This window comes from Alistipes senegalensis JC50 (assembly GCF_025145645.1).
Classification (GTDB): Bacteria; Bacteroidota; Bacteroidia; order Bacteroidales; family Rikenellaceae; genus Alistipes; species Alistipes senegalensis.
Genome location: NZ_CP102252.1, coordinates 413,247 through 439,707, shown reverse-complemented (window position 1 = coordinate 439,707; position 26,461 = coordinate 413,247). Strand labels below are relative to the sequence as shown.

Here is a 26,461-nt window from a genome sequence, read left to right as displayed (position 1 = left end):
ATATGAAGAAACTATACGTCTTGGCCTTCCCTGTTCTGTTCAGCCTCTCCGTTTCCGCCCAGCAAAGCGATTGCAGGACTCCTGTCGTGAGCTATGAGGAGGGTCCCCATGCCGAATGGCATGAGGACAGCCTGCAAGTCCGTTTCACCGTGCGGGTTGCGGGCCGGCTGTGCGGCCCCACGTCGCTGCACATCGTCCCGGCTTACATATCGGGAGGGGACACGATCCGTTACCGCACGCTCAGCTATTTCAAACCTGCGGACTATCGTTATTTCCGCCGGGAGCAGTTCGTCGGGGAGACACGGGACGATCGCCTGGTACATCTGGTGACACGCCGTACGACACCCCTCGTCACGGGTTACAGCCAGGCTCGCCCGATCCCTGCGGCCATGCGGGACGGCGAACTGAGGGTCCTGACTTATCTGCGGAATTGTTGCGGCTGCCGGTTGATCTGTACAGCGAACCTACCCGTCACACCGCCGGATGCCGTTGCGCAGCAGCCGGTCGTGGCAGCGGATAGTGCGGCTGTTCCACGGGAACTGCCGGCCGGAACGCTGCCGTTGCCGGTAACGGTACATCGCCTTCCGCTCTTCGAGCGTAACGTGAGCTTTGTGCAGCCGGCGGCAGAACAGGTCAAGGAACGGTCGGAGAAGCTGACCGTCCGCATCAACTACCTGGTGAACCATTGGAAGGTCTCTGCGCACTATCGGACGAACGGCGAGGAGCTCGCCCGCATCGACCGTCTCCTCTCGCCGTTGGCTGGCGACACGGCGACCTACCGCGTACGGAGCGCCCGTATTACGGGTTATGCTTCGCCCGAAGCGAGCTACGAACATAACAAGCGGCTCTCGGAACTGCGGGCCGGGGCCATGCGCGATTACCTGCGGGGCCGCTACGGCCTTGCCGGGGAGATCATCTCCGTATACGGTGCGGGCGAGGACTGGGAGGGACTTCGCAGGGCCATCGACCGCAGCGATATGGAGGACAAATACGCGGCACTGGCGATTATCGACGACTACGATATTTTCGACGGCCGGGAGAGCCGTCTGATGGCGCTCAACGGAGGAACGACCTACCGCTATATGCTTGAGAACCTTTTCCCGCCCCTGCGGCGCATGGAACTGGAACTGGGATATGTCGTGCGCTCGTTCGGCGTGGAAGAGGCTGCGCGTCTGCTGGCCAGCCGTCCTCAGGACCTCAGCCATACGGAGATCTTCGACGTGGCGCAGGCCCGCAACGGCGATGCGCGAATCCGCGACGACCGCGACGGCTACGGACGGGAGTACGACGTAGCGCTGCGATACTATCCCGACGATGCGGCCGCCAATATCAATGCGGCTTCGGCGGCCCTGATCCGCGGCGACATGCCCCTGGCGTGGAAATGCCTCCAGCGGGTGCAGGACGACCCCAGAGCCTGCATCGATCTGGGAATATACTGCTGGATGTGCGGCGATACGGCGCGGGCCAGGGCTTATTTTCTCTATGCACTGAATACAGACCCCGAACGGGCATCCTATAACCTCGAACAGCTCGGGCGATGAAGCGCCGACACGCAAAACGGAAAATAGAGACGGAATCAGCGGATGGAGATTCGTGCGAAACATATCCTGTGCGGGGCGATCGGACTGTTGCGGAGCGGCATGGCGGGGATGCTGTGCACCTGCCTGGCGTTGGCGGGCTGCTCGCTCGACGACGAGCGGGATGCGTGCTGCGAGGGTGCGATTATGACCTATAGCTACCGCCCTTACGAAGTGGAAGCGTTCGGCGACTATATCCACAGCCTTCGGCATTACCTGTTCGACGCTGCGGGGGCGTATCTGGGAGAAATTCCGCCGGGTCAGGAGCTGACCCGCCAACCGCTTCGTCTCGATGCCGGGAGCTACACGATGGTGACTCTGGGCAATGCTTCGGAGCAGACTGTGTGCGGGTTTGCCCCGGACGAGGGTCTGGAGAACTTTAAGCTGGCCGTACGACAGCGCTTCGAGCAGCAGCAGGACATTCTGTGCAACGGCGACCAGCTTTACTGGGGCGTCAAGGAGTTTACCGTGGAGAGTGGCCCCGGAGGTTCTATCCGCGAAGGCCACGGGAACGCAGCCCGGGCCTCCGGCACGGGGCGGCTGGTGACTTATATGAATAACATCCACTGCCATCTGGAGGTGAAAGTCGTCTGGCATAACGTTCCTCAGGATTTCGGAGAGTATGTCATGGAGCTGAAAGAGGTGCCCGCAGGCTACTCACTGTGCCCGGAGCATTGCAGTACGGTGGAGGGGTTTATCATCCCCCGGAGTGAGGGCGAACCTCGAAAACACCGCCTGCGGGTACCCATGCTTTCGCAGGAGCTGTATGGGGAGTTCGTCACGCTGCGATACACAAACGACCATATCCCGGTTTTCAGATTGTGGTTCGGGGACGAAGCGGTAACCGGGGATATCGACCTGAGCAGGGCCTTCCGAGAATGGGGCTGGTATCCCTCGCGTACACACGTGCAGAAATACCGTATCCTGCTCAAGCTGTTCGGCGACGGCTCCGTGGAGGTCTCCCCTTGGGTGGAGGCTTCTATAGAGGACTGGGTGAGCGGAGGAACATTCAGCTGACGAACCGGCGATTACGACATAAACGAGATTATGAACACCTTTTATTCACTTTTTTATTTACTAAATGTTTAACGTTATGAAAAAAATCCAAATGATTGCGGGACTGTTTGCTGCGGCGGCCCTGCTGCTCTCTTCCTGCGGTAAGGAGGAGACGATCACAGACGGAGGAAGCGGTTCCGGGGCAGACGGCTCTGTCGCCGTTACCTTCAACATGAGCACTCCGGCAGGGGATAAAGTCGTCTATCCCAAGAGCCGGGCGCTTCACGACGAATCGGAGTATGCCATCAAGACGCTGACCATGTACGAGTACAGCGTGGAGAGCGACGGGACGACCAAGTTCATCCGTACGCTGACCAGCGGCGAGGAATCGACGGACACGACATTCAAACTCTCCGATAACGGTAACGGTTCCTATTCGTTCACGGTACGTTATCCTGCGGCGGATCTGCTGAGCTCGAAGAAATTTAAGTATCTGTTCGTGGCCAACAACACGCCCGCAGCGCCGACGGCGGGCGACGCCATCGAAACCTACAAGGGTACGCTCTCGACCGTTGTGCTGGGCAACGGGCATGCGTCTTCCGTGCTCGCACAGAACGGCATAGCCATGAGCGGCAAGGCCATCAGCGTCAAAGACAAGTCGGATGTCATCACCCTGCAAAAAGGTCTGGAGTGCAAGGTCGATATGAAACGTATCGTAGCCCGTGTGGACATCAAGTACGAAGTGCCGAACCTGTTGGTAACGAAGGTCGAGGCGCGTAACGTTCCCACCAAAGGCTATCTGTTCGAGGACGACAACAACGACCTCTCCGCACTGAATACCTATGTGGACATCGGACTTAACTCCAACATCACGCTGCCTACCGAATACCTGCAGGATCAGGGCAAAGAGTCGGAGACGATCAAGAAGGCGCTTTACCTCTACGAGCGAAACAATACGGCCGAGGACCAGAGTATCGTCATTCACATCGAATACCAGATGCTCGCCGGAACGTTGCTCTACAGAGGTTCGGTGGACGTACCCTTCTGTACGAAAACCGGTACAGACGAAGCCCCGACCACTACGTGGGTGAATACCGAGCGCAACCACCTTTATACCATTCAGCTGGGCGACAAGGATTCCGGCAGTTCGACGCTCGAATTCAAACTCCTTGTCGAAGATTGGAAAGTCGTGGAATCCGACGAAATGGTAACCGAATAATCAAACGCTAAAAAACAGAAATACGATGAAACTGAAAAATATCTTCGCACTGGCTTTCTCGGCGGCTCTCTTGCTGGGAGGATGCGCCAAAGACAATATGTCGGACGAAGGGAGCGGTGCTGCTGCCGGAAAAGCTTCGATACGCTTCTCGCTGGGAGGCTCGGCAAAGACTCAGGACCCGAAGACCCGGGCTACGGGAGATAACACCCAAGCCGGCACGGAAGCTGCGCTCGACAAGGAAAAGACGGTAAACAGCATAATGGCCCTGCTTTTCAACGAGGACGGCAGCGGGCTGTTTATGATGCCCGAACTCATGCCCGACGAAAATAACCTGTATGAGATTACCGCATCCAAGCCCGGAGTGTACAATATGTATCTGGTGGCCAATGCCGACTACGACCTGAGAAACCTGATACAGACCACCCTCGGCGAGGAATCGACGGTTGCCGACCTGGGAGCGCTGCTGGCGGCACAGGCCCCGGACAAGGATAACGAATTCCTGATGACATCGGCGGAGGCATACCGTTTCGAGGCCACACCGGGTAATACGACCAATGCCGGGGAGATAGCTCTGCGCCGTGCGTCGGTGCGTATCGACCTGATCAATATGATGAACAATGCCACCATCAAGAAGATCGTATTCAACAACCGGACGCTCAAAAGCCATGTGCTGACGCAGAACGCAATGCCTGCGGGCGACGGAGTCTTCGAGACGAAAACCTATGACGGACTCAATATCGAGGGCAATGTCGACGCTGAAAATGCCGGACGCTACGAAGCGAAGATATACACCTATGAAAATTATACGCCCAAGGACGGCGCGACGATTCCCTCGCTGACCATATACTACGATAAAGCGGGTGTCGAGAAACAGCACACCATCGAGTTCAAGGACAGCAAATCCGGAGACCCGACGCAGCCCGAGACGCTCGACCCGCTGGCCCTCAAGCGCAACTATCTGTACCGAATAACTCTGACGAACGACTTCCCCCTCAAGTTCAACCTCGAAGTCCTCGACTGGGAAGAGGCTGAAACGTTCAATGTCGAGAAACTCGAAACTAAACTCGAACCGCTTACTTACACCGATCAGGAAAATCAGGCATGGTTCATCGTAGACCCAAACAACCAGAAAGTTGACGGAAGCGAACTGATGAACTGGTATGTAGCCACCGGAACCCAGCACGGCACCTATAATCCCTCGGGCAAAAAGGCTTGTCCCGATGGATGGAAAGTACCGGATGTGTATCAGGGCAGTTTGTTGTGGGCGTATAATGACAGCAGGCAATTGCCCAATGCAAATTATGGCGTTTTAGTACCTAAAACGAATTCGGATTTACACTTATCGTCGACGAGCCTGCAAAATACGGGAGTTAGCTTCTGCTTAAAACTGCCCAATGGAATTATGTATCCTTCAAATAATAAAAAGTCCGAAGCCATAGTCCGTTGTATCCGGGAGATAGAGAATGCCGGCTCGAAACAGTATCCCTACGAAGCCGAAAACAGGATCATCGTATCGAGGGATGAAAACGGCGGCGTCGACGAAAAAGCATTGCTGAACACGGAACAGATCAAATATTTGAATAACACCGATATATATCAGAACCCGTATGATGAAACAAGCGAGTACAACCATGTTTCCCCGAAACTCCAAGTGGCGAATTCGTATTGTACGGAAGCGAATTCAGGAGTAAAGCCAGTTAAGGGAGTAGCTTATAATTTCGATACTGCTCACGCTGCATGTAAAGGATATTATGAGGGTAGTGCGGACGATCCTAATACAGGAAAAGGAAAGTGGCGCCTGCCGACACAACGGGAGATACATCTGATAGCCGCCATGCTAAGACAAAACGGTTCTAAACTCGGAGGATTGGAAGCAGGCTATCATATGTGGACAGGAACGACTCGGAGCGAAGACTTAAAGACTGCGTGGGTATGCCATAGCGGATCCGGCACTTATGGTTATTACAGCATCACTGGCAGAACAAAAATCAATGATGGTCAGATGATACATAGGGCCCGTTGTGTCCGCGACGTAATCGACTAATGCTTTTTGCTTTATGGCAGGTATTCTTTCGGGCCGAGCGGCGTACCTCGGGGTACTCCGGTAGGGCCGGAAACGGCTTCCCTCTTCCGCAAACAACGGAGAATGGCGGGAGCATAAACACAGGCCGGGAGGGCTTGACCGCCCTCCCGGTCGCTAATCCGGAAGCACTTCCTTCCGTTCAAACCGAAACCCTATGATACGATTATCGAAGTATATACCGATGTTTGTGTTGCCGTCCCTGTTCCTGACAGCCTGCGGTGGCGGCTCCCCGCGCACGACGGGAGGCAATTCTACGATCACCGCCACCGCGGTACATAAAATAACGATGCCCCAGCCCCCTTCGGTGCTTTCGGATGACGACAAGCTGACTTATGTCGTGGAGCGTTACTGGAACTCTTTCGACTTCGCCGACTCGACGTGGCTCTGTGACACTGCGGCCCTTGAGCAGGCGTTCGCCGACTGGGCCTACCTGCTGGGCAATATACCCGCATCGGAGGCCTCCGAATATCCGGGGATGCTGATTCGTAAGTCGGAACAAAGTCCTTCGATGTTGCTGCGTCTGGCCGAGCTCGCGGAGAAATACTTTGCCGACCCTAACTCTCCCTACCGCAGCGAGGAGCTGTTCATCCCCGTACTGGAGGCCGTAATCGCTGCGCCCGGCCTCGATACACTCTGCAAGCTGCGTCCCCGGTCGCTGCTCGCCTCGGCCCTGAAGAACCGCCCCGGGGAGACGGCCGCCGACATAACCTATACCACAGCCGGCGGAACGGCAGGGACGCTGCACGGCGTCCGTGCGGACTATACGCTGTTGATGTTCTACAATCCCGGATGCCCGGAGTGCGCCCGCATTGAGACGTATATCCCTCAGTCGGAAGTTTTCGCCCCGCTGGTCGCTTCGGGTGCAATGAAAGTACTCGCCGTCTACCCGGACGAGGATCTGGCCGCGTGGCGCGAACACCTTCCGCAGATGCCCTCAGGATGGATCGTCGGGCATCGTGTTACCGGCCGCGATGCCGGGTCGCCCTACGATCTGCCGGCCATTCCGAGCCTGTACCTGTTAGATAAGGGGAAGAGGGTTATTCTGAAGGATGCCCCTGTGGAGCGTATCGAGGCGTGGCTGTCGGAGCATGCGAATCCGCAAATACACTGAATTCGTCCCGAGTCATGAAACGATTGTTTTTAGCCTGCCTCCTTTCATTGCTTTCCGCTTGTGGGATCTATGCATCGGAACCCGACGTTGCGGGGCTCGTGCCCGATCGTACGGAACACGATTTCGGGGATGTGAAACTGGGCACGACCTCCCGGGTGCGTTTCAACATTAAGGCTCAGTCCGCCGCTGTCGTCATCCTCTCGGCCGCGACGAACTGCGAGTGTACGAAGGCCACGTACCCTAAGAAGCCGCTCCGTCGCGGCGAGGAGGGCGTAATAGAGGTCTCTTTCGAGGCCCGTGAGACGGGCTATTTCCGTAAAACCATTACGGTGAGGTACAACGCCGACGGCAGGGGACGGACGCTGCGACTGACAGTCTCGGGACGTACGAAATAACTGCCGGTATACAAAAGGAGCGATGATCCCATAAACCATTTATACACCGATGCAACGAATTATCACGAATTTTCGATTTTTGGATGATGGCGTCCCCGGGGTGTTGTACGGCGACGATCCTCTGGGGGCGGAACTGGATTTCGCGGGGATACTCCTGTGTGTGTTCCTTGCAGCCTGCCTGCTTGCGGGCATCGTACTGTGGCGTAAACAACGCTTCCGCAATCGCCTGCAGAATCCGCGTAAGGATTATTACCGGCACAAACGATGATGCGGAGCGGAAGATACCTCTTGCAGACGCTCCTGACAGCGGCAATGCCGGCTAACGATTATTATTCCGTACCATGAAACCGATCGATTTTTTTTCATGATCTTTTTGCCGCACCCGATGAAGAGAGCGACCTGATCTATGATGACGAGAATCTGGAGCGTTTCGGGAATAAAATGCTCGCGGCGATGCTGCTGACCGTGGCGCTTATTGTTTTGTGCGTCGTCGCTTATCTGGCGGTCATGCTATGGCACCGACTGTGGGTTTTTGGAATTTTCGAAGCTTGTAATGCCTGTTTTTCGGGGAAAAAGTGTAACTTTGCAACATGTTCCATTGGATGCATAAACTGCTGTTCATCGCGCTGGCTTTCGCGGCATGCCTGCTTCTTCCCGACGGCCGGGAAGAAGCGTCGGTCGTTGACGCTGTGTCCGTTTCGGTGGAGTTCACCGCCGGAAACGCAGACAGCGGCCAGTGGCATTGCGAACGGATCTACAATTCGGACCTCGGGCAATTCGGACTGCTTCGAAAAGCCGAATCCCGGCCGGTGGTACAGTTGCTCAAACGTGTCGGGTTTGCTGCGACGCGCACCCTGTTCCGGCAGGCGGATTCCTGCAACTGCGGTACAGGTATCGCCAATCTTTCATCTGCGTATCACTCCAATAATCTCTCTGTCGGTGCGTATGCGGTGGACTACTATGTCTACCGGTTGTGCCGGCTCATTATTTAGCGTTTTGTATTTTTTTTCATAGGCTGAATGCCTGAAATACATGCGTTTAATAATGATAACAAAGAGAAATGGATAAAATCAAAATCTGCGAGGCGATGTACGCCTTGCCCGGAGGGGTTGTGGTTCGCCGCCGCAAATCCCTCGTAGCGCCTGTCGTGCTGTTGGCGGTTGGCGCGGCACTGTTGGTGTTGAATTCGGTCTACAGCGCTGTCCTGACGAACAACATGCGTTCGGCGCTGGTCTTTATCGGTGCGTGCCTGGCTTTGACGGGCGCCATTCTGTGTGCTGTACGGGGCTTCGGTTCCACGGGGGCACCTTATTATTCCGCGGGACGCTGTTACCTCGGTTACGATGAACTTTATTTCGACCGCTCGGAGATTGCAGCCGTGACGGAGAGTATCGCTACAGGCAACCTGTCGCGGTTGCTGACGATGCCTCGTGCGCAGGTTCCGGCCGTGACCGTATGTATCTACCGCTCGCCCGACAACAGTTTCGTGGCGATGCAGGCTTTTGAATATGTCGATCTGGAATACCGTCCGCTGACCGGGCTGGAGATTATCGACAGGAATGCGGCCTAAGGGCGCGGCATTGCATGAAACGGTCGGCCCCGGCATATACGCCGGGGCCGACTGCGTTCAAAAAGGGAGCCGTTCAGAGCCACATGCCGATCAGCCAGTAGATACCTGCCGCAAACAGACTGCTTGCAGGTATCGTGATGATCCATGCCCATAGGAGATTGACCGTGATCCCCCATCTTACGGCGGATATGCGTTTGACGGCTCCCACACCGATAATGGCGCCGGTGATGGTATGTGTCGTGCTGACGGGGACATGGAGATATTCCGTCAGGTAGAGCGTGAGGGCCCCTGCTGTCTCTGCGACGAAACCTTCCAGCGGTGTTACTTTCGTGATCTTTGTACCCATCGTCTTCACGATCCGCCATCCTCCGGACATGGTTCCGAGAGCGATCATGGTGAAGCACGCCAGCGGAACCCAGGTCGGGATGTCGGTGATACTTTCCTCACGACCGCCGGAAACGAACAGCGCGGCGGCGATGATACCCATGACTTTCTGCGAGTCGTTCAATCCGTGCCCGATGCTGAACAGTCCCGAGGAGAGGAGTTGCAACCGCCGAAACCAGCACTCGGCCCGATGGGGTCTGGCCCGTTTGCAGATGTGCATGATGGCGATGGTGAGGATCGTTGCAACGGCCATGCCGATAAGCGGTGCGAGGAGGATGAATGCCGCAATTTTCAGCACGACGCCCAGATGGACGGCATCGAAGCCTCCGTAGGCGATCGCAGCCCCGGCGAAACCGCCGATAAGGGTGTGCGAAGAGGACGAGGGGATGCCTTTCCACCAGGTGAAAAGGTTCCATCCGATGGCAGCCAGCAATCCGGAGAGAATGACGGGCAGCGTGATGAACTCTTCGAGCACAGTCTTCGACACGGTATTCGCTATGCCGAACTCCCCGATGACGAATTTGGCGATGAAGAAGGCGACGAAGTTGAAGAATGCCGCCCACAGAACAGCCGTAAAGGGAGTGAGCACTTTGGTAGAGACGATCGTGGCGATGGAGTTCGCGGCGTCGTGAAACCCGTTGATGTAGTCGAAAACCAGTGCCAGAACAATGATGACGATCAGCAGTTCCATGCGTCAGGCGTATTTGACCACGATGGTCTTTAAGGTGTCGGAAACCCGGTAGGCCTTGTCGGTGGCGTTTTCCAAAAACTGGATGATCTCGACCTGTTTGAGCAGCTCGATGGCATTCTGCTCCTCGCGGAAGAGCAGCGTGACGTAGTTTTCGTAGATGTCGTCAGCCTGGTTTTCCAACTCGTGGAGTTTGCGGCACTCGGTTTTGACCACGGTCGGGTCGCGCCTTACGGTGGCGAGCTCCCGGATTGCGGAGCTCAGACATTCCGCGCTGCGGGCGATGATCGCTGCAAGCTCTCCGGCGCTCGGGTGCATGTAGCGGGGACGGTAAAGAACCGTACGTTTGGCTGCGCCCGTGATGATGTCGAGCACGTCGTCGAGCTGCGAGGCCAGCGTATGGATGTCTTCGCGGTCGAACGGCGTGATGAACGTGTTGTTGAGTTCGTCGAGTATCCGGTTGGTCAGCGTGTCGCAGTGCTGTTCGAGACTCTTGATCCCCGCGTAGATCTCCTGACGGCGTTCGGGTTCCTGGCAGGTCGTGAAAAGCACGAGCTCCGACGATGCCTTTACGATGTCGTCGGCCTGTCCGTTCAACAGCGGGAGAAACTTAGTCTCCCGGGGCAGGAAAAACTGGAAAAAACGGTCTATTTTCATCGTCATTACTCTTTCAGGGCGTCCTGCAACTGGTGCGCTACGTCATTGTCCGGATCTAATTCCAATATCTTGGCGCAATAGCCCAAAGCCGCATCCCGGTCCGCAGTCTGCTTCTCGGCATCATACTTCACGTAATAATAGTAACTCAGGTAACGGTAGGATTCGACCAGCTCGCGGCGCTCCTTGGCTGGGTTTTCCTTGCCGAGTACGATCTCCGCGACCTTCTCGTAGTACGGCTTGGCCAGTCCGGCCGTCGCCTCGGGATCGCGCAGCGAGTTCACGCGCGCCCGGAAGAGGGGGCCGAGATGGCTCTCCGGAATGCGCTCGCTGACCACGGCGAAGGCTTCGTCGGCACTGTTGAGGCACTGTGCGAGCCGAACAGGAGCGTCCGTACTCACCGTATCGCGCGAGAGGAGGGCCGCGGCTTTGTAATAGGATTGCCCCAGCGTGTAGTAATCGCTGGCTTGGGCGTTTTCGCCGAGGGCGTCGATGTATTTCCGGAAGTATTTTGCAGCGGCCTCCGGGTGCTTTTTATTCAAGTTATCGGCGATCTGCCGGATGGCGGTCGCAGGCGTTTCGGGGACGGCGAGCGCCTTATCGAACTGTACGACGGCCTCGTCGATCCGGTCGTTGCTGGTCAGCAGTTCGCCGTAGGTCAGGTAGTCGCGGGCGATATATTCGTTCTCCCCGACAGGCATCCGGAAGAACTTGTCGGCAATTTCTAACCCGGCCTTATAGTCCTTGCGCGAAAGTTCGCTGTACATGCAAAGACGGGTCAGGACGAAATTGTCGGGATCGAGGGCCAGTCCCTGCTGCGTCAGCTGCGACGCGCGGTCGTAGCGGTCGGTGAAGAAGAGCGATGCGGCGTAGTAGGTGACGACGTCGATGTCGGGCGCTGCCGGATCGTAGAGCCGTTCGTAGAGTGCGATGGCATCGGCATACTGTCCGGCCGTGAAGCAAGCCCGGGCCAGGTATTGCAACACGAGCGGATTGCCGCTGTCCCGAGCTTCCAACTCCCGGAGACGCTCGATCACCGCGGCCGGATTGGAGTGCATGTAGATACGTGCGATGCGGATGTAGGCGGGAACGTTGTCCGGGTCTTTCATCAGTGCCTGCTCGTATTTGCCGGCCGCAGCTCCGGGGTCAGTGGGCTCCAACCGTTCGCCGCGCAGGATGTCGGGCGCCGCAGATTTGTCTCCGGCAGCTTCGGCGGCTTCCAATATGGCATCGCCCCGGGCCGTCATGTCGTTGTCATAATAGGCCCTGGCGATGGCGGTGAGAAGCTCGGGATCTTTCCGGTTCTTCTTGGCTTTGGCGAGCGCCGTGAGCATCCTGTCTCCTTCGGCGGGGTTCTTTTTCAGTTCCGTCACGGCCAGTCCAACCTGGCAGAATGCGTTCTCCGGGTCGGCGGCCAGCCCCTTTTCATAATAGCTCCGCGCCGATATGGAATCCCCCTGTGCCCGTGCGATCTCACCCAGGTAGTAGTTCGTCTCGGCCGGATCGCCGGAAATTCGGCTCCCGAATATCGCACGGGCCTTATCGAGCTCTCCGACGGCAAAATAGTCTTCGCCTCGATCCTGCGCCGAAGAGCCGATGGCGAACAGGAGCGTCGTAACGAGCAGATAACATTTTTTCATAGCGGTTGAATTTCAGTTTGTTGAACGTTAAAAAGTTTCTTTGATCTCCACGGTCCGGATGGGGCGCGTGGCGGGAACAAGTCCCGATTTGAGGATGATACGCTGGCCGCGGTCTCCGGCCACGAAATGGGTGAAGCCCGCCGGAAGTGTGCCCCGGAGGTCGGTGAGCACGATATACACGTCGCGCGTCAGCGGATAATCCCGTAGGTAGAGACGGGCCGGGACGGGCAGGTAGCTGCTGCCGGCTGTCGCAGGGTGCGATCGGCTTACGGAGAGCACCTTGACAGCCCGGTTGAAGGTCAGTTGCAGCGAGTCGTTGGGATTGCTGATCCAGTTCACACCCAGAATCCCCAACGCGTTTCGGTCCTTGGCCACATGTTCGATCACTGAGCGGTTGTCCTTCTGTGCGAAGAGGTTTCCTTGCAGCAGGGCGCCTGCGCAGACGGAATCCCGGATGAACCTTGCCGTACTGGACCCCGGACTGTCGAAAACGACCGTTACGGGGGTGTCCGGTAGCGAAGGATCGAGTTCGCGCCATGTTTTGGCGGCTCCCGTCATCAGCTTTCGCAGCGTGGGGACGCTAATCCGGGAGAGCCGATTTCCCGGGTTGACGATGAGTGCGATACCGTCTACGGCGATCCGCTGTGACCGGGGAACGAGTTCCCGGTTCCGGCTGTGGATCAGTTCCTTTTCGGCATCCGTGAGGTCACGGGCCAGGACGGCGAGCCGTACGCTGTCGTTCAGCAGCAGCTGCACGGCCTGCGCCTCGTCCGTCAGGACGGGAAGGAGCGAGGCTTCGCGGTTCAGGGCTTCGAAAACGTCGATCTCTTCCCCGAAGATATTGCCGAAGCAGTCGTCGCTGACGACCGTCGCAATGCCGCTCGTCGGTGTATCCGTCCGGGTGATCCGCGTATTTCGACAACCGGCACCGGTCACCGTGATAAAACACAAACAGTATAGAAGAGTTTTTGGTTTCATGATTTCATGTACTGAAAAAAGGTGACCGGCCGGTCGTCTATTGGTTATTTGCTTTGAACTTCATCCAGGTCGAATAACCGCGCATAAGGCCGTAGACGAGGAAAACAATCCCCAGAACGATGCGGAGGGCGGCGTTCTCGTCGGGGAGTTGCGGGTCGTTCGCGCCGTTGTAGCGAAGCAGCAGCGGCGTGAACAGTACCACGCAGGCGATGCCTGTATAGGCCAGCGCCATGCAAACTCCCCAGACCGTGCGGAACGAAACGTTTGTTTTTGCAGACATCGCGGTTCGTCGTTTAGTTCGATATCCGGAAATCGATGGGCACGGTGTAGAATACGCGCACGGCGCGTCCGTTCTGTCGGCCGGGGCTCCATTTGGGCATGGTCTTCACGACGCGGATCGCCTCTTCGTTGAGCGTGCGATCGATACCTTGCAGGATGGAGATGTCGCCGACACTGCCGTCCGTGTTTACCACGAATTTGAGTACGACACGCCCTTGTATCCCGTTTTCGAGAGCGATCTGGGGATAGCGGATGTTCGAGTGCAGGAAGTTGAGCAACTCGCGGTCCCCGCCCGGGAACTGCGGCATCTGCTCGACATTCATATACACCTCGGGTTCCTTTTCGGCCACGATGACCTTATGTTCCTGGAGTTCGGCAATGTCCACGGCGTCCGGATCGTCGACACCATCGACAGTGGCGATCGAGATCTGGACTTTGCTCTCGTTGAGCTCCTCCTGCGAGGCCATTTGCTCGTCCTCGCGGACGTTCTCATCCTCGGTGATTACCGGCGGCGTGAACTTGATCGTAGCTTTCAGCACCGGGGGCGGGGCTACAGGCTCCGTCTCGCGGATGATGTTTTCCTCTTTGACCTGCTCCTCAATGTCCTTGATGTCGGCCAGTTCGACGGTCGTGTCGATACTGCCCAGATTGCTGTCGGCCGAGGATTTGACGCTGGCGATCAGCGCCGGCAACAGCGATACGGCCACCATGAAAGCCACGACAGCCAAAATACCGATGACGTACCTCCGCGACGAGGTGCTGCGCAGGTAGTAGGCTCCGTATTGCTTGTTCATCCCCTCGAAAATCAGTTCGATCCATTCGGGGGAGTTCAGTTTCACATCGTTGTTCATAATTGCGTCGTTTTATTCCGGAAGTTCTCCGGTCGCGGCATGACCGCCCTGTGTCAGGTAGTTGTTGAGCAGGAAGGTGTCGCCGTCGGTCATGTCTACCAGCGCGTATTTGCCGATACTGCATATCTGCATCTCGTCCAGCACATCGACCATGTTGCGGTATGACGAACCGTCCGTGGGCTTGATCACCACGACCTGTCCATCCGGGTTGTTCCGGATCTCGGCGGAAGCCGTTTTGAACTCCTCTTCGGTGATCTCCCGGGCCAGTTTGCGCTGTTTGAGCCGGATCATTTCGCGCACGGCGTCGGCGTTCCGTTCCAGAAGGATGGCGCGCAGTCCGTCGGGCGAGTAGTCCGTTTCCATCAGCGACGTGTAGTCGGCGTATTTGGCTTCGTCGATCTTGCCGAAATAGTAATAGACCTTGTCATCTTTGCCGAGGATCAGCGTGATGGCCTTCGAGTCCTTCACCTTGTTCTTCTCCTCTTCGGTGAGCACCTGATCTTCCTTGGTGGGGAGTACCAATTCCATGATCTGGGGCCTGGAAAGCGAAGTGCAGAACATGAAGAAGGTCAGCAGCAGCATATTCATGTCGACCATCGGCGTGAAGTCCACGCGCAGGTTGAATTTCCGGGGCTTGCCTTTCCTGCCTTTGTCTCCGTCCGTATTTATTTCTGCCATAATTCATTCATTGATTAAAGTCCGTCGGGCATTCCGCGTAGCTGCGTCACCAGACTGAATCGGTTTTCCTTGATATCCTGCAAGGTGGAGGTCACGTTGCGGACCAGGGGATAGGGCGTGCTTTCGTCGGCTTTCACGGAGATAGTCAGGTCGCGGTTGACGGCCCGGGCCGTTTTCAGCCATGTCGCCAGCTGGTTGTTCGTGCTGTCGGCCGGAATGCCTTCGAACTGCCGGATGAATTCCTTGCGTTGTGAGAGGTCGAGTTGAAGGTATTGCTTCATCGCCTTCATCGGCACGCCGGCAAAGGTGGTGGGCTCGGCGAAATTCGCCTTCTCCTGTTCGGTGAACTCGATATCGTAGAGTTCGCCCATCTTCTCCAATGCTTCCCGCTTGTCGGCCGGGCGGTCGAGGTTCAGGAAGACATGTCCCTGCGGATCGACCAGGATCGTCACGAAGTTGTAGTCGGGAACTTTCGTTTCGATCACGGAAGCCGGAGTGACGACCTGTACTGGTTCGAGCGGAATGAAATTGGCCGTCAGCATGAAGAAGGTGAGCAGGAGCACCGTAACGTCGCTCATCGCTGTCATGTCGATGAACGTGTCCTTCTTGCTTGTTTTAACTTTTGCCATTATCTGCTGATTTGAAGGTTCTTACCGCTCTTTGAAAGTCTGTCCGATAGCGAAGCCGACCTCGTCGACGGCATTGGTGATGTTTTCGACGCGTGAGGAGAAATAGTTGTAGACGATGATTGCCAGCGCACCGGTCGTGATACCCATGGCGGTATTCATCAGGGCCTCCGAAATACCAAGCGACAGTGCGATCGAATCGGGGGCGCCTTCATTGGCCATGGCGCCGAACGAACGGATCATACCGAGCACCGTGCCCAGCAGTCCGAAGAGCGTGCCGAGCGATGAGATCGTGGCGATGACGTTGAGATTCTGCTGCATGTAGGGCAGTTCGAGGGCTGTGGCGTCGGCTACCTCCTTTTCGACGATGGATGCCTTTTCGTCGCTCGTGAGGTCGCCGCGGTTTTCGACGTCGCGGTAACGCACCAGTGCGGATTTCAGAATATTGGCGACCGAGCCCTGCTGCTTGTCGCAAAGCTCCTCGGTGGCTTTCAGATCGCCCTTCCGGAGCAGCTCCTTTGCCTGGATGACGAAGTCGGCGACTTTGCCTTTCCCGCTCGCCTTGTGCAGGGCGACAATGCGTTCGACACCCAGTGCCAACACGGTCAGCAGCAGGGTGATGACGATCGGGATTACGAATCCGCCCTGATACAGCGTGCCGAAGATGTTGTTGTCGATCGGATGGCCCTTGGCGTCGAAATTGGAGGGGTTGCCGCAGACGTAGTAGAAGAACAGGTGGGCGACTATCAGGCACACCACGATGACGAGAGCCGCCGATATGCCTTTGCGGTGTTTCGGCTGAGAAGCAACATTCGGATTTTCAATTTTTACAGTTTCCATGAGAATAGATTTGTTTTGATTTGTATTGAATTGGTAGTCATTGGATTATTTTCGCTTCGGGTACGAAATGCCACTTGTCCCCGCATGCGTGACGCTCCGGGTACACCGTAGCGTTCGCATGTCGGAACGAGTGTTTGCAGCATGTCGTTTCACGGCGTATCCGGGAGCGGATACACGGTGAGAAGAAATGCACAAATACATTCAGGCCCGAACAGACAGCCTTTCGCAACGTGTGGAGAGGTGTCGTGAAAAGAAAATGAGGAATCGGCCGAATCCGGACGGATCGGCAGGGAAACGGCTAAATGTTAAGCCGTGAGAACAAATGCAGCCGGTGACTTGCGTATTTGTAATGGAGGGTCGGACGAATACACGGAACAGCGTCCGACGATTTCTTCAATGTCAGGCTCTCGGAATGGGGTAGTCCGCTTTCGGAAACGATCCGCGAATAGGTCTCGTTGTGACGGCATTCGGTGATGCGTGACTGGCTGGCCGTAAAGACTCCTTCGCACCCTCTCAGGTTGTGTACGCCGTCGTCGCGGGACTGTTCGAGGGATATCACCGTATCCGCTGCCTTGTCGGAACGGGGTTGGGATGAAGACGGCAGCAGCGCGATAACGAGCATTACCGCAACTGTCAGCAACATATAGATCCCGTTCTTTTTCATGGTTGAATCCCGAGATTGTATGATTCGCGACAAAGTTACATATTTTTCGGTAATATGGCGGTTTATACCTGCTTTTTTGATAAAAAAATCACACGCTATCATCCAATGCATAGGTTTTCAGTGTTTTCATGCATTCTGTTTTCGGGCTTTCATCCTGGCGCGCACCACTTCGACGACGGCGGGCAGGGCTGAAACGACGACGATCGCCACGATGAGCAGTTCGAGGTTATGCTGTACGAACGGCAGATCCCCGAAAAAGTAGCCTGCATAGCAGAACAGTGCTACCCAGGCGGCTCCGCCGGCCAGGTTGAACGACATGAAACGGGGGTAGTGCATCCGGCCCATTCCGGCGACGAATGGTGCGAAGGTGCGGACGACAGGCACGAAACGGGCGAGGATGATGGTCTTTCCGCCGTATTTTTCGTAAAACGCCTGTGTTTTGTCCATGTAGCTCTGCTTGAAGATCCGGGAGTTCGGATTGTTGAAGAGCCTGCGGCCGAAGAAGTGGCCGATCATATAGTTGCTGGAATCGCCGGCTACGGCCGCGGCGAAAAGGATCAGGACGAGGAGGTGTATCTCGATCGGAACGCCGGGCAAGGCCGAAACGGCTCCTGCTACGAACAGCAACGAGTCGCCGGGAAGGAACGGAGTGACGACCAGTCCGGTTTCGCAGAAGATGATGAGAAACAGGATAGCGTATGTCCACAGGTGATAGTCCTGGACGATACGGATAAGGTATTGATCGATATGCAGGATGAAATCCGTCAGAAATTCCATAAGGAGTGGATATGTTTGAAGGTGATGGAACGAGTGCCCTTCGCCCGGAACGGGCGAAGGAGGAGAGGTGGATACAATAGACTGCGGTAAACGGCACTAAATGCGCATGCGTTCCAGCGCGTAGATATAATAACGATAAGAATCTCTGAAACGGGCGGGTTTGCAAACGGAGGCGGCAGGGCCATTTTCGGAAAGGGGCTTGTCGGTGATGCCGCACATGCCGGTTGCCGTAAAAACGGTTGCGGAACGGAGATTCGGAACGAAGCGGGGCCGGAGCGAAAGCAACGCGGTGGAGGCGTCTGTCCCGGCGTATTCCGGAAGAAGGCGATTGTTCCGATCAGTGGCGGCGGAGTCTTCCGGCCGGTCGAATACGGCACTCGGACTGTTAGCCGCATAGACGGCCGGACGTTCGCCGCCGCCGAATCCGGTCAGCAGAAAGAGCCCCAGCAGCAGGGGGAGCAGTTGTGATATCGTTCGGAATAACATAAACTGCAGGCAAAGATAAGACTTTTTCGGGAAAACCGGCACGTTGCGGCTTTCCGGGAACCGGAAACTATGTACCTTCTACAATTATCCTGAAACAGGGCTGCAAAACACCAATAACGCTTTAGAAGTACTTGTTCTCTGATCTGAAAACCAAGGAATTTTCAGGCGTTTGTTGTCACATTCCTTAATAAAATATACAAATCAAAGAAGTTTAGATGACTTCTGCAATTTGATAACAAGAGTATTATCGAAGGCATACCTTACCTCCATTCTTCCGTTACTGCGCCGCAGCTACCAAGAATATCACTCAATGCTCTCCAACATATCATATAAAACAACGAACATTCAAATAAATAGGGCGAGTGCAAGGATTAGAACCTTGCGCTTGCCCTATTTTAGAATATGAAATAGGCATTGTCGTTGTTTCAAAAGAATACTATTTTTCTTTAACCGAACAGAATCTGCCAATTCCAAAAATTTTTCGTATCTTGCAATAGGTTATTTGAAATGCGGTATTTGAGCGCAACAAGTTGAAAATAAACCGTTACTTTTTCGTTACCTATTATCCTATACAAAAATGTAACGACCTGATTTATTAGGTCGTTACATCATTTTAATCCCGCTCCCGCAAGACGGGGATTTTTTCGTTCGGACGGGATTACCAATCTTCGGCCCAAGCTACATGGATCAAGCCGCATTCGTCGTTTCCGACACGCTGATAGGGCTTGTCCTTGTTGAGGCGACCACCAGCAATATATACCCCGATGTAATCTTGAATCGGAAGCCGGAGATAGCGGGAGATGATCGCCTGCGATTTGTGAATCGGTTTGCCTGTGTAGGCTGAAATGGCGCTCCATTTTCCGTCCTTTTTCACCATCCAATAATTATTGATCTCCGAGCCGTAGACCTCGATGGCAGCATCGTATATATTAGCTGTCAGAGGTTCGTATTTTTCGATCTTGACTTCTCGCTGGATGCCCCATTTGCCGTCTTTCTTATAGGCATAACCGGTTTCTCCCATAAATAAGAAATCGTAAGGTCCGTAATATGGCCACTTGGATTCACTGCGATAGAAGAAATAACGCCCGTTTTTGGTTACGGCTTCATGCAGGTATTTTTTTGAATCCGAAACCTGCCCGCTGTTTTTTGCTCGATCCTTGTTGATAAAATAGTCGAAATCCTTGCCGTCCAACAATAACTCTCCGTTTAGGTCGAGGGCGTACTTTTTACCTTCTTTGACTCCGATATATATATCGTTAAGGCAGTATCCCGAATTGTAACCTACTTGGAGCAAATCGTATTCGCAAGGGATTCGAACCGGTTTGTTGGGATAGTTGCCGCATGTGCCCCAGCGGCTTATCCCTTTTTTTGTTTTGATAACAAAGAGAAAATCGCCGTCAGTATTCGTAGGGCGGTATTCCGTCTTCTCGCAGGATACGGTCACCACCGCGATGGCAAGCAACAGGATTAGTTTTTTCATAGAATGTAGGTTTAGGTTGGTCGTTACAGCATTTTTTGCAGCATCACTTCGTCGTGATAGCCGTCGGGCCGCCATAGCCAGTCGCGTTTGATGCCGATTTCGGTGAATCCTGCGCTGCGGAACAGTCGCAGGCTCGCTTCGTTGTCGGCCCTGACGTTGCACCACAGCTGATGGACGCGCAGCGTGTCGCGGGTGTAACGGCAGAGAGCTTCCAATGCGTCGGAGGCGTAGCCCCGGCCCCGGTCGCTCCGTTCGTAGATGAGGATGCCGACGCCCGCCCGGCGGTGGATCGGGTCGTATTCGAACAGGTCGATCGCCCCGACCGGCCGTGCCTCCTGCCGCGTCTCGACGATCAGCCGCAGCTGTCCGTCGCCGAGCACCCCGATGGTGTCCCGATGCCGTTCGACGAAGCGCTGCATCTGGTAATGCGAAAACGGCTCCGTCGTGCCGCTGACCGCCCACACGTCGCAGTCGTTTTCCCACACGTACATCAGGTCGGCGTCCTCTGGCTCCACGGCCCGCAGGCGGATGGTGCGGCCTTCGATGTTCATTACAGTCCGATGATCTTGTTGCGGATCAGCATCGCCACGCCCCAGGCGTTGGCGTTCTCGGTCATCTTCGAAACGCGGAACTTGGTGTCCTTGTAGACGAGGTTGAGCGAATATTTGTTCGTCGCCGATTTCAGCGGCAGCATGATGTAGTCGCCCGCCGCCGCGAGGTTGCCGCCGACGATGACCGTCTCGGGATTGAACGTGTTGATCAGGAAGGCCACGGCTTTGCCGACCTTCTCGCCCGCCTCCTCGATCAGCTCGATCGAGAGGTTGTCGTCGTTCTTCGCCGCGGCGATGATGTCGTCGATATGGATGGTCTTCTGCTGGTCGTATTTCTCGCGGAGGATGGTGTTCACGCCGTTCTGGATCAGATGGCACATTTTGTCCTCGATGGCGATGCCCGATACCTCGGTCTCGAGGCAGCCCTTTTTGCCGCACGAGCAGATGATCTCGTTGTCGAAGAAGGGGATGTGTCCGAATTCGCCCGCGAAACCGCTCTTGCCGTAGTACAGTTGTCCATCGACCACGATGCCGATGGCCACGCCGCGACCCATGTGGAGATAGAGCACGTTGCTCTCGTCCTTCGACTTGCCGCAGGTGTATTCGGCGTAGCACCGGGCCCGGGTGTCGTTCTCCAGCAGTACGCGGATGCCGACGCGCTCTTCGATCATGTCGCGCAGCGACTGTTCGCTCGTCGTAAAGTATTTGTAGCTGCGGCCCGTGTCGGGATTCACGCGGCCCGTCATGCAGACGCCCAGTCCGAGGATTTTGGCGCGGTCGATGCCGCACGTGGCGATGAAGTTCTCGATGTTCGAGCAGATGCGCTCGATGCACTGCGGACGGTCGAGCAGTTCGAACGTGAAGTCGTTCTCCTCCTTGATGATGTTGTTCTGCAAGTCGGTGATCAGGAAGCGCATGTTATCGCGCCCGACGTTCACGCCGGCGAAGTAGATCGCCGAATTGGCCAGTCCGAAGATGTTGGGGCGCCGCCCTCCCGGGGTTTCCACTTTGCCCAGGTCCGTCACGATGTTCTCATCGACGAGCTCCTGCACCAGTTTGGTGATGGTCGGAACGCTGATATGCAACTCTTTCGTCAGTTCCGAGAGCGTGCATTCGCCGTTGACGGCCATATGCGCGATGATGTTGCGCTTGATGATGCTGTTTTTGTGAGAAATACCTTTCAGGGTCTCATCTTCGTGCTTGTTGAAAAATTCAGTCAGTGATGTCATCCGTGCGGTCTCTTTTTACTAACTGTGCAAATATAACGAGTTTATTTAATAAATGCAATCAATTTTTAATAAAATTTAATAAATTTTATTCCGGGACGGGATATAAAAAATCAACGCACTGATTTTCAGTGCGTTGATTTTTAAGTGCGGTTTTTTCTCCTATAAGGTCGATTTCGACTCCACGGCGGCATTTGCGTCCACCTTGCGGATGAGACCTTGCAGGACGGTGCCGGGGCCGAGTTCGGTGAATTCCGTCACGCCGTCGGCCAGCATGTTCTTGACGATGTAGGTCCAGCGCACGGGGGCCGTCAGCTGGGCGATCAGGTTGGCCTTGATGGCGGCGGGATCGGTGTAGGGTTTGGCATCCACGTTCTGATAGATCGGGCACACGGGCGTCTGGAACGGCGCCTCGGAGATGGCCTTTTCGAGCTCCTGCTTGGCGGGCTCCATCAGCGGCGAGTGGAACGCGCCGCCCACGGGCAGACGCAGGGCGCGGCGGGCGCCTGCGGCCTTGGCTTTCTCACAGGCGGCCTCTACGGCCTCCACGGCTCCCGAGATGACCAGCTGGCCCGGGCAGTTGTAGTTGGCGGCGACGACCACGCCATCGACCGATGCGCAGATCTCCTCGACTGCGCTGTCTTCCAGACCGAGAATGGCGGCCATCGTGCCGGGCTGGGCCTCGCAGGCGGCCTGCATGGCCATGGCACGCTTCGAAACGAGTTTCAGTCCGTCTTCGAACGAGAGGGCTCCCGCAACCACGAGGGCCGAGAACTCGCCCAGGGAGTGTCCGGCGACGGCATCGGGCTTCACACCCAGCGCCTTGGCCATGATGACCGAGTGGAGGAACACGGCGGGTTGGGTGACCTTGGTCTGCTTCAGCTCCTCGTCCGTACCGGCGAACATGATGTCGGTGATGCGGAATCCGAGGATTTCGTTGGCCTTCTCGAAGAGCTCTTTCGCGGCCGGAACGTTGTCGTAGAGGTCTTTGCCCATGCCGACGGCCTGAGCGCCCTGACCCGGAAATACGTATGCGTGTTTCATAATTTTCGCGTTTTTTTACGTTTGCGGGGCAAAGATACGAATTTATTTTCTAATTTTGTGCCGCAATGGTTCACAAAGGGCCGGGCAAGGCCCCGTGTGATGAAAAGGGAATGCCGTGAGAATCGGCAGCAGTTCCCGCTGCTGTAAGTTCCGAGAGTTGCCGCAACACGCTGAAGCCACTGGTCTCAGGGCCGGGAAGGCGTTGCGGCAGGGACGAGCCAGAAGACCTGCCTTGCATCTCCCTCAGGAGGAGGATCTTTTTTTCGAGCGCATCTGCGGAGAACGGAGCATCGTGGGGTTTTGTGGCCTGGCCACGGAACGGCGGCCGGAAGGCGGCCTGAGACGAAAAGGAGATTCGATTCCGGGAGGTTCCGGGACCGGATTTTTTTATTTTACGAACATATCAAAAATCCAAAACAAAAAAAAGATGAAAAGATTTCTTGTTACCCCCCCCCTTATCTTATTGGCCGCACTGGCTTTCGTAGGCTGCGACGATGACAACGACGGACCGCAGATTCAGACGATAGGATTCGAACAGGCCGCTTTGGGCACTGACGGCTTCATCTGGGGCAAGGACCAGGCTACGGAGCAGGACGATACGGACTATTCGGGAAGTCCCATTAAATCGAATATTTATTACGGTCCGGTTTACACGGAGAAAGAGGCCAAGGTTTATACCTATTATTCGGATTACGGCCATACCTACGAAACGTGGAACGGTTTCGTGATCTCGAATCACACGGACAAGAAGACCGAAGGTTACACCAACGACAAGAGCGTTTATGCCGACGGAGGCGCCAACGGTTCGGCGCAGTTCGCAGCGGCCTATTATGCGGCTTGGACGCCGGAAAATAGGGGAGTCCCTACGATTGAGTTCGCCACCGCCGTGGCTCCCGTTTCGGTCGCCGTGGCCAATATGACCTATCTGTACCTCTATTTTGAGGGGACTACGCCGGCTGCGCTCGTTGATGTGAAAGTCGTCATTACGGGCTATAACAGCAGTGCTAAAACGGGTGAAGTTACCGTCATGCTTGTTGACAAGGCTTCGGAAACGGTGAAGTCGGGTTGGGAGACGGTCGATCTGTCGTCGCTCGGAACGGTGACTTCGCTGACCTTCGCATTATCGACGACCGATTCTATGTGTCCGACTTATTTTGCCATTGACAACCTGACCTACGAGAAGTAGACGGTGAGCAGCGATAAAAACAAACCCCCGCAAGGAAAAGCCTTGCGGGGGTTTTGTTTGCAGAGCGGCCGGGAGGTGTCAGAGCTGCGTGAGCACGATGACGCTGCGGGCCTTGACGCCGACGCAGAATGTGCCGCCGCTGTTTTCGAGTTGCAATGACGGGGCGATCAGTTCGTCACCGTCGGGCAAACGCCGCTCTTCGTAGACGTAGACCTTGCAGGCCGACATGCCGCCGCGGAGCGTGTTTTTCAGGTCGAAACTCAGGGTCTCGTCCGTGGCGTTGGCGATCACATAGGTCCAGCGGCCGGCGGCGGCGCGGACGGCCGTTCCGGCTGCGAATTCATTGCCGAGGTCGAGCGGATAGACCTCCGAACCCTTGCGTATGAAGCGCGTCAGCAGCGAATAGGCGTAGTACTGCGGCCGCGGCTGGTAGTCGTCCGTCAGCCGGTCGTAGACGCCCGGATCGGGGTCCTGACGGTAGGCGGCCCGCATGTAACGCCACATTCCGAGCTGCTGCATCGCGGCATAAGACTCGTTGCGGCCGTAATACTGGTCGATGAGACTCCAGTAGCTCGTGCCGACGGCTCCTGCGTTGAGGAAGTTCACGACCAGCCGTGTCATCAGTACGCCCCGGTCATAACGGTCGATGTCCGTCTGCCGCGTGGCGCCGACGCACTGGTTCGAGCCGAATTCCCCGACGAAATGGTTTTTTCCCGCCGTGGCGGCTGCGGCGACGTTGGCCTCCTCCCACGCGAGGACCGTGCTGTTGGGGGTGTCGTAACCGAAAATGTAGGTGTGGCTGTTGAACAGGTCGGCTTCCTGCGACAATTCCCGGGCGCATCCTTCGAGGAAGAAATGCCGCGTGTCGGTGTTGTCCGAGAGGTTGAGCCGCACCTTGTCGCGGATTCCATCTGCGCGCAGGCGCCGGTCGAGGACCTTGGCCAGCGGAACGTAGCGTTCGAGCGGAATGATATTGCCGTCGGGCTCGTTGAAGGGCGTCAGTTCCTTGATGCAGGTGTAGCCCCGCCGTTCGATCAGGTGTTTGACCACGGTCGAGAAACTCTCGGCGAACTCCTCGCTGTCGGCGGGCTCCACGACCCAGTTCGTCCCTTCGGACGAGCAGAGGAAATGGCGCTTCACTCCGGCATAGGCCGGATCGAGCAGGTCGCAGTAGGTGGGGCATCCCCACAGCACGAGCGTCACGTCGGCGTTCATCTCCTGAGCGATGTCCAGCACTTTGTAGAGCGACCGCATCTCGGCCGATTCGAACGTGAAGCGGTCGAGGGCTGCGACGCCGGGATCGCCGTTGTCGTTGAGGGGTTCCCACCAGTGGGGCAGCAGCATCACGCGGAAGCGCTGAATGCCCATCTTGCGGATGCGCGGCACGACGATCTCGTCCCAGTCCGAGGCTTTGGCGCCGTCGTGGCGGGTGACGTTCTGCGACAGGAAATGCGGGTCGAGCTCCACGCCCAGTCCGGCGAGCGTGACACCCGTCGAACGGCCGACACGCACTTCGAGACTCGCGCCGGATTCATAGCCCGGCGTGCGGGTGGATTCGGGCAGGCGTTCGTCATCGTTGGACTCTGCCAAAGATGCCGAACATCCGGCGAGTGCCAGCAGGGCCAGCAGAAGCGTTCGGACGGTTTTCGTCTGTCTCATACCCGCATCAGAGGTTGAAAGCTCGTTTGAGTTCGTCCATCTGTTCCTGGGTGGTGCCCGTCGGCTCGAATCCCATCGACTTGGCAGTCAGATAGATCTGCGCCGATTTCGAAAGCACGTCGATCTGGTCGAAAGCCTCCATGATGTCGGGACCCACGGCGCAGACGCCGTGCTTCTCCCACATCACCACGTCGTATTCCCGAAGCTGTTCGATGGTGGCCTCGGCCAGCTCGGTGGAACTCGGCATCTTGTAAGGCACGATGCCGAGACCCTTGGGACAGAAGGCCCGCGTCTCGGGAATCATCGACCACAGGAGGTTCGTCAGCACGTCCTTAGCGAGGAATGCCGGGTTGTGGGTCATGGCCACGAGGTCGATCGGGTGGGTGTGGACGGCGGCGGTGTAGCCATTGCCCGAGGCGATCATCTGGTCGTGCATCGCCAGGTGCGAAGCCAGCTCGGAGGTGGGCTTCACGGGGTTGTCGGCGACGATTTCGTACGACGCGCAGTCGTCGAGGATGCGGATCACCGAACCGTTTTCCATCGGCCGCCGCGCCAGGTCGCGCATGCGGCGGTTGGTGCCCTTGCAGAAGAAATAGCACCCTTTGAGGTGTGGTAGCGTCATGCCGAACGGAACCGGATCGCTGATCGGGGCCATCGAACGGATCTCGTCGTCGGCATAGGCCGTGACGTTGACCGTGATGTTGCCGCCGTTGCGTTCGGCCCAGCCTTTCTGCCAGAGGTAGCCGGCGACTTCGGCGACTTCGGCCACCCGCTGGGCCAGTTCGGGACGGTTTTCGAGGATTGATTTCATATCGGTCA

At 56.4% G+C, this 26,461-nt stretch carries 28 protein-coding genes and 1 riboswitch; of the genes, 10 read left to right on the top strand and 18 right to left on the bottom strand.

Features of this window, described 5'->3' with window-relative positions; translation table 11 throughout:
• The first annotated feature begins 2 nt into the window (after positions 1 to 2).
• The 9 genes from NQ519_RS01700 (at position 3) to NQ519_RS01660 (ending at position 8,951) form a co-directional block, all read left to right on the top strand.
• Positions 3 to 1,541: an OmpA family protein gene (locus tag NQ519_RS01700; RefSeq protein ID WP_147513137.1), complete on the top strand. Its 1,539-nt coding sequence runs from the start codon at positions 3 to 5 to the stop codon at positions 1,539 to 1,541.
• A gap of 42 nt (positions 1,542 to 1,583) precedes the next feature.
• Positions 1,584 to 2,594: a FimB/Mfa2 family fimbrial subunit gene (locus NQ519_RS01695; RefSeq protein ID WP_147513138.1), complete on the top strand. Its 1,011-nt coding sequence runs from the start codon at positions 1,584 to 1,586 to the stop codon at positions 2,592 to 2,594.
• Positions 2,595 to 2,670: 76 nt separating this feature from the next.
• Positions 2,671 to 3,792, top strand: a complete 1,122-nt coding sequence (locus NQ519_RS01690; RefSeq protein ID WP_019149798.1) for a hypothetical protein — start codon at positions 2,671 to 2,673, stop codon at positions 3,790 to 3,792.
• 25 nt (positions 3,793 to 3,817) lie between these two features.
• Complete coding sequence (locus NQ519_RS01685) at positions 3,818 to 5,836, top strand: fimbrial protein (RefSeq protein ID WP_019149799.1); 2,019 nt, start codon at positions 3,818 to 3,820, stop codon at positions 5,834 to 5,836.
• Positions 5,837 to 6,029: 193 nt separating this feature from the next.
• Positions 6,030 to 6,986: a DUF5106 domain-containing protein gene (locus tag NQ519_RS01680; protein WP_026076336.1), complete on the top strand. Its 957-nt coding sequence runs from the start codon at positions 6,030 to 6,032 to the stop codon at positions 6,984 to 6,986.
• 14 nt (positions 6,987 to 7,000) lie between these two features.
• The gene (locus NQ519_RS01675) at positions 7,001 to 7,381 is read left to right on the top strand and encodes a DUF1573 domain-containing protein (RefSeq protein ID WP_019149801.1); all 381 of its coding nucleotides are present in this window, start codon (positions 7,001 to 7,003) and stop codon (positions 7,379 to 7,381) included.
• Positions 7,382 to 7,430: 49 nt separating this feature from the next.
• Complete coding sequence (locus NQ519_RS01670) at positions 7,431 to 7,649, top strand: hypothetical protein (protein WP_019149802.1); 219 nt, start codon at positions 7,431 to 7,433, stop codon at positions 7,647 to 7,649.
• A 334-nt stretch (positions 7,650 to 7,983) separates the two neighbouring features.
• A complete protein-coding gene (locus tag NQ519_RS01665) occupies positions 7,984 to 8,373 on the top strand; it encodes a hypothetical protein (protein WP_026076337.1) in 390 nt (129 codons plus the stop codon).
• A 68-nt stretch (positions 8,374 to 8,441) separates the two neighbouring features.
• The gene (locus tag NQ519_RS01660) at positions 8,442 to 8,951 is read left to right on the top strand and encodes a hypothetical protein (protein ID WP_019149804.1); all 510 of its coding nucleotides are present in this window, start codon (positions 8,442 to 8,444) and stop codon (positions 8,949 to 8,951) included.
• Positions 8,952 to 9,024: 73 nt separating this feature from the next.
• Here NQ519_RS01660 and NQ519_RS01655 read toward each other — a convergent pair whose 3' ends face one another.
• The 16 genes from NQ519_RS01655 to fabD form a co-directional block, all read right to left on the bottom strand.
• Positions 9,025 to 10,026 (bottom strand): inorganic phosphate transporter, encoded by a 1,002-nt coding sequence (locus NQ519_RS01655; RefSeq protein ID WP_019149805.1) that lies wholly within the window; start codon positions 10,024 to 10,026, stop codon positions 9,025 to 9,027.
• Between the two features lie 3 nt (positions 10,027 to 10,029).
• A complete protein-coding gene (locus NQ519_RS01650) occupies positions 10,030 to 10,680 on the bottom strand; it encodes a DUF47 domain-containing protein (RefSeq protein WP_026076338.1) in 651 nt (216 codons plus the stop codon).
• Between the two features lie 5 nt (positions 10,681 to 10,685).
• Positions 10,686 to 12,317: a tetratricopeptide repeat protein gene (locus tag NQ519_RS01645; RefSeq protein ID WP_019149807.1), complete on the bottom strand. Its 1,632-nt coding sequence runs from the start codon at positions 12,315 to 12,317 to the stop codon at positions 10,686 to 10,688.
• Positions 12,318 to 12,344: 27 nt separating this feature from the next.
• Positions 12,345 to 13,268 (bottom strand): PstS family phosphate ABC transporter substrate-binding protein, encoded by a 924-nt coding sequence (locus NQ519_RS01640; protein ID WP_161603967.1) that lies wholly within the window; start codon positions 13,266 to 13,268, stop codon positions 12,345 to 12,347.
• A 64-nt stretch (positions 13,269 to 13,332) separates the two neighbouring features.
• On the bottom strand, positions 13,333 to 13,575 hold the full coding sequence (locus NQ519_RS01635; protein ID WP_147513139.1) for a hypothetical protein: 243 nt from the start codon (positions 13,573 to 13,575) through the stop codon (positions 13,333 to 13,335).
• 13 nt (positions 13,576 to 13,588) lie between these two features.
• Positions 13,589 to 14,425: an energy transducer TonB gene (locus NQ519_RS01630; RefSeq protein ID WP_019149810.1), complete on the bottom strand. Its 837-nt coding sequence runs from the start codon at positions 14,423 to 14,425 to the stop codon at positions 13,589 to 13,591.
• Positions 14,426 to 14,437: 12 nt separating this feature from the next.
• Positions 14,438 to 15,103 (bottom strand): ExbD/TolR family protein, encoded by a 666-nt coding sequence (locus NQ519_RS01625; RefSeq protein ID WP_019149811.1) that lies wholly within the window; start codon positions 15,101 to 15,103, stop codon positions 14,438 to 14,440.
• 14 nt (positions 15,104 to 15,117) lie between these two features.
• Positions 15,118 to 15,732, bottom strand: a complete 615-nt coding sequence (locus NQ519_RS01620; protein WP_019149812.1) for an ExbD/TolR family protein — start codon at positions 15,730 to 15,732, stop codon at positions 15,118 to 15,120.
• A gap of 21 nt (positions 15,733 to 15,753) precedes the next feature.
• Positions 15,754 to 16,569, bottom strand: coding sequence for a MotA/TolQ/ExbB proton channel family protein (locus NQ519_RS01615; RefSeq protein ID WP_019149813.1), 816 nt, complete (start codon positions 16,567 to 16,569; stop codon positions 15,754 to 15,756).
• Between the two features lie 298 nt (positions 16,570 to 16,867).
• A complete protein-coding gene (locus NQ519_RS01610; protein WP_147513140.1) occupies positions 16,868 to 17,344 on the bottom strand; it encodes a hypothetical protein in 477 nt (158 codons plus the stop codon).
• 15 nt (positions 17,345 to 17,359) lie between these two features.
• Entirely contained in the window at positions 17,360 to 18,010 is a 651-nt protein-coding gene (locus NQ519_RS01605; protein WP_019149815.1) for a DedA family protein, read from the bottom strand.
• 96 nt (positions 18,011 to 18,106) lie between these two features.
• Positions 18,107 to 18,496, bottom strand: coding sequence for a hypothetical protein (locus NQ519_RS01600; RefSeq protein ID WP_019149816.1), 390 nt, complete (start codon positions 18,494 to 18,496; stop codon positions 18,107 to 18,109).
• A 658-nt stretch (positions 18,497 to 19,154) separates the two neighbouring features.
• On the bottom strand, positions 19,155 to 19,976 hold the full coding sequence (locus NQ519_RS01595; RefSeq protein WP_019149817.1) for a hypothetical protein: 822 nt from the start codon (positions 19,974 to 19,976) through the stop codon (positions 19,155 to 19,157).
• Between the two features lie 23 nt (positions 19,977 to 19,999).
• A complete protein-coding gene (locus tag NQ519_RS01590) occupies positions 20,000 to 20,527 on the bottom strand; it encodes a GNAT family N-acetyltransferase (protein WP_019149818.1) in 528 nt (175 codons plus the stop codon).
• A complete protein-coding gene (locus NQ519_RS01585) occupies positions 20,527 to 21,756 on the bottom strand; it encodes an ROK family transcriptional regulator (RefSeq protein ID WP_019149819.1) in 1,230 nt (409 codons plus the stop codon). Before NQ519_RS01585 ends, NQ519_RS01590 begins: the two co-directional genes overlap by 1 nt.
• Before the next feature lie 159 nt (positions 21,757 to 21,915).
• Positions 21,916 to 22,797, bottom strand: a complete 882-nt coding sequence (fabD, locus tag NQ519_RS01580) for an ACP S-malonyltransferase (RefSeq protein ID WP_019149820.1) — start codon at positions 22,795 to 22,797, stop codon at positions 21,916 to 21,918.
• A 48-nt stretch (positions 22,798 to 22,845) separates the two neighbouring features.
• A riboswitch (cobalamin riboswitch) is annotated at positions 22,846 to 23,046 on the top strand.
• A 178-nt stretch (positions 23,047 to 23,224) separates the two neighbouring features.
• On the opposite strand from fabD, the gene NQ519_RS01575 reads away from it, so the two are divergent.
• Positions 23,225 to 23,983: a DUF4465 domain-containing protein gene (locus NQ519_RS01575; protein ID WP_044118677.1), complete on the top strand. Its 759-nt coding sequence runs from the start codon at positions 23,225 to 23,227 to the stop codon at positions 23,981 to 23,983.
• 78 nt (positions 23,984 to 24,061) lie between these two features.
• Here NQ519_RS01575 and NQ519_RS01570 read toward each other — a convergent pair whose 3' ends face one another.
• Complete coding sequence (locus NQ519_RS01570) at positions 24,062 to 25,642, bottom strand: hypothetical protein (RefSeq protein ID WP_019149822.1); 1,581 nt, start codon at positions 25,640 to 25,642, stop codon at positions 24,062 to 24,064.
• A 7-nt stretch (positions 25,643 to 25,649) separates the two neighbouring features.
• On the bottom strand, positions 25,650 to 26,453 hold the full coding sequence (gene rhaD, locus NQ519_RS01565) for a rhamnulose-1-phosphate aldolase (protein WP_026076340.1): 804 nt from the start codon (positions 26,451 to 26,453) through the stop codon (positions 25,650 to 25,652).
• Positions 26,454 to 26,461: the final 8 nt, after the last annotated feature.

Coding starts and splice junctions, on each gene's coding strand:
- rhaD (WP_026076340.1), bottom strand. CDS start 26,453: ATGAAATCAATCCTCGAAAACCGTCCCGAACTGGCCCAGCGGGTGGCC.
- NQ519_RS01585 (WP_019149819.1), bottom strand. CDS start 21,756: ATGACATCACTGACTGAATTTTTCAACAAGCACGAAGATGAGACCCTG.
- NQ519_RS01595 (WP_019149817.1), bottom strand. CDS start 19,976: ATGAAAAAACTAATCCTGTTGCTTGCCATCGCGGTGGTGACCGTATCC.
- NQ519_RS01625 (WP_019149811.1), bottom strand. CDS start 15,103: ATGGCAGAAATAAATACGGACGGAGACAAAGGCAGGAAAGGCAAGCCC.
- NQ519_RS01690 (WP_019149798.1), top strand. CDS start 2,671: ATGAAAAAAATCCAAATGATTGCGGGACTGTTTGCTGCGGCGGCCCTG.
- NQ519_RS01635 (WP_147513139.1), bottom strand. CDS start 13,575: ATGTCTGCAAAAACAAACGTTTCGTTCCGCACGGTCTGGGGAGTTTGC.
- NQ519_RS01620 (WP_019149812.1), bottom strand. CDS start 15,732: ATGGCAAAAGTTAAAACAAGCAAGAAGGACACGTTCATCGACATGACA.
- NQ519_RS01575 (WP_044118677.1), top strand. CDS start 23,225: ATGAAAAGATTTCTTGTTACCCCCCCCCTTATCTTATTGGCCGCACTG.
- NQ519_RS01700 (WP_147513137.1), top strand. CDS start 3: ATGAAGAAACTATACGTCTTGGCCTTCCCTGTTCTGTTCAGCCTCTCC.
- fabD (WP_019149820.1), bottom strand. CDS start 22,797: ATGAAACACGCATACGTATTTCCGGGTCAGGGCGCTCAGGCCGTCGGC.
- NQ519_RS01655 (WP_019149805.1), bottom strand. CDS start 10,026: ATGGAACTGCTGATCGTCATCATTGTTCTGGCACTGGTTTTCGACTAC.
- NQ519_RS01660 (WP_019149804.1), top strand. CDS start 8,442: ATGGATAAAATCAAAATCTGCGAGGCGATGTACGCCTTGCCCGGAGGG.
- NQ519_RS01630 (WP_019149810.1), bottom strand. CDS start 14,425: ATGAACAACGATGTGAAACTGAACTCCCCCGAATGGATCGAACTGATT.
- NQ519_RS01600 (WP_019149816.1), bottom strand. CDS start 18,496: ATGTTATTCCGAACGATATCACAACTGCTCCCCCTGCTGCTGGGGCTC.
- NQ519_RS01695 (WP_147513138.1), top strand. CDS start 1,584: ATGGAGATTCGTGCGAAACATATCCTGTGCGGGGCGATCGGACTGTTG.
- NQ519_RS01570 (WP_019149822.1), bottom strand. CDS start 25,642: ATGAGACAGACGAAAACCGTCCGAACGCTTCTGCTGGCCCTGCTGGCA.
- NQ519_RS01615 (WP_019149813.1), bottom strand. CDS start 16,569: ATGGAAACTGTAAAAATTGAAAATCCGAATGTTGCTTCTCAGCCGAAA.
- NQ519_RS01645 (WP_019149807.1), bottom strand. CDS start 12,317: ATGAAAAAATGTTATCTGCTCGTTACGACGCTCCTGTTCGCCATCGGC.
- NQ519_RS01605 (WP_019149815.1), bottom strand. CDS start 18,010: ATGGAATTTCTGACGGATTTCATCCTGCATATCGATCAATACCTTATC.
- NQ519_RS01610 (WP_147513140.1), bottom strand. CDS start 17,344: ATGCATTGGATGATAGCGTGTGATTTTTTTATCAAAAAAGCAGGTATA.
- NQ519_RS01670 (WP_019149802.1), top strand. CDS start 7,431: ATGCAACGAATTATCACGAATTTTCGATTTTTGGATGATGGCGTCCCC.
- NQ519_RS01665 (WP_026076337.1), top strand. CDS start 7,984: ATGCATAAACTGCTGTTCATCGCGCTGGCTTTCGCGGCATGCCTGCTT.
- NQ519_RS01590 (WP_019149818.1), bottom strand. CDS start 20,527: ATGAACATCGAAGGCCGCACCATCCGCCTGCGGGCCGTGGAGCCAGAG.
- NQ519_RS01675 (WP_019149801.1), top strand. CDS start 7,001: ATGAAACGATTGTTTTTAGCCTGCCTCCTTTCATTGCTTTCCGCTTGT.
- NQ519_RS01650 (WP_026076338.1), bottom strand. CDS start 10,680: ATGAAAATAGACCGTTTTTTCCAGTTTTTCCTGCCCCGGGAGACTAAG.
- NQ519_RS01685 (WP_019149799.1), top strand. CDS start 3,818: ATGAAACTGAAAAATATCTTCGCACTGGCTTTCTCGGCGGCTCTCTTG.
- NQ519_RS01680 (WP_026076336.1), top strand. CDS start 6,030: ATGATACGATTATCGAAGTATATACCGATGTTTGTGTTGCCGTCCCTG.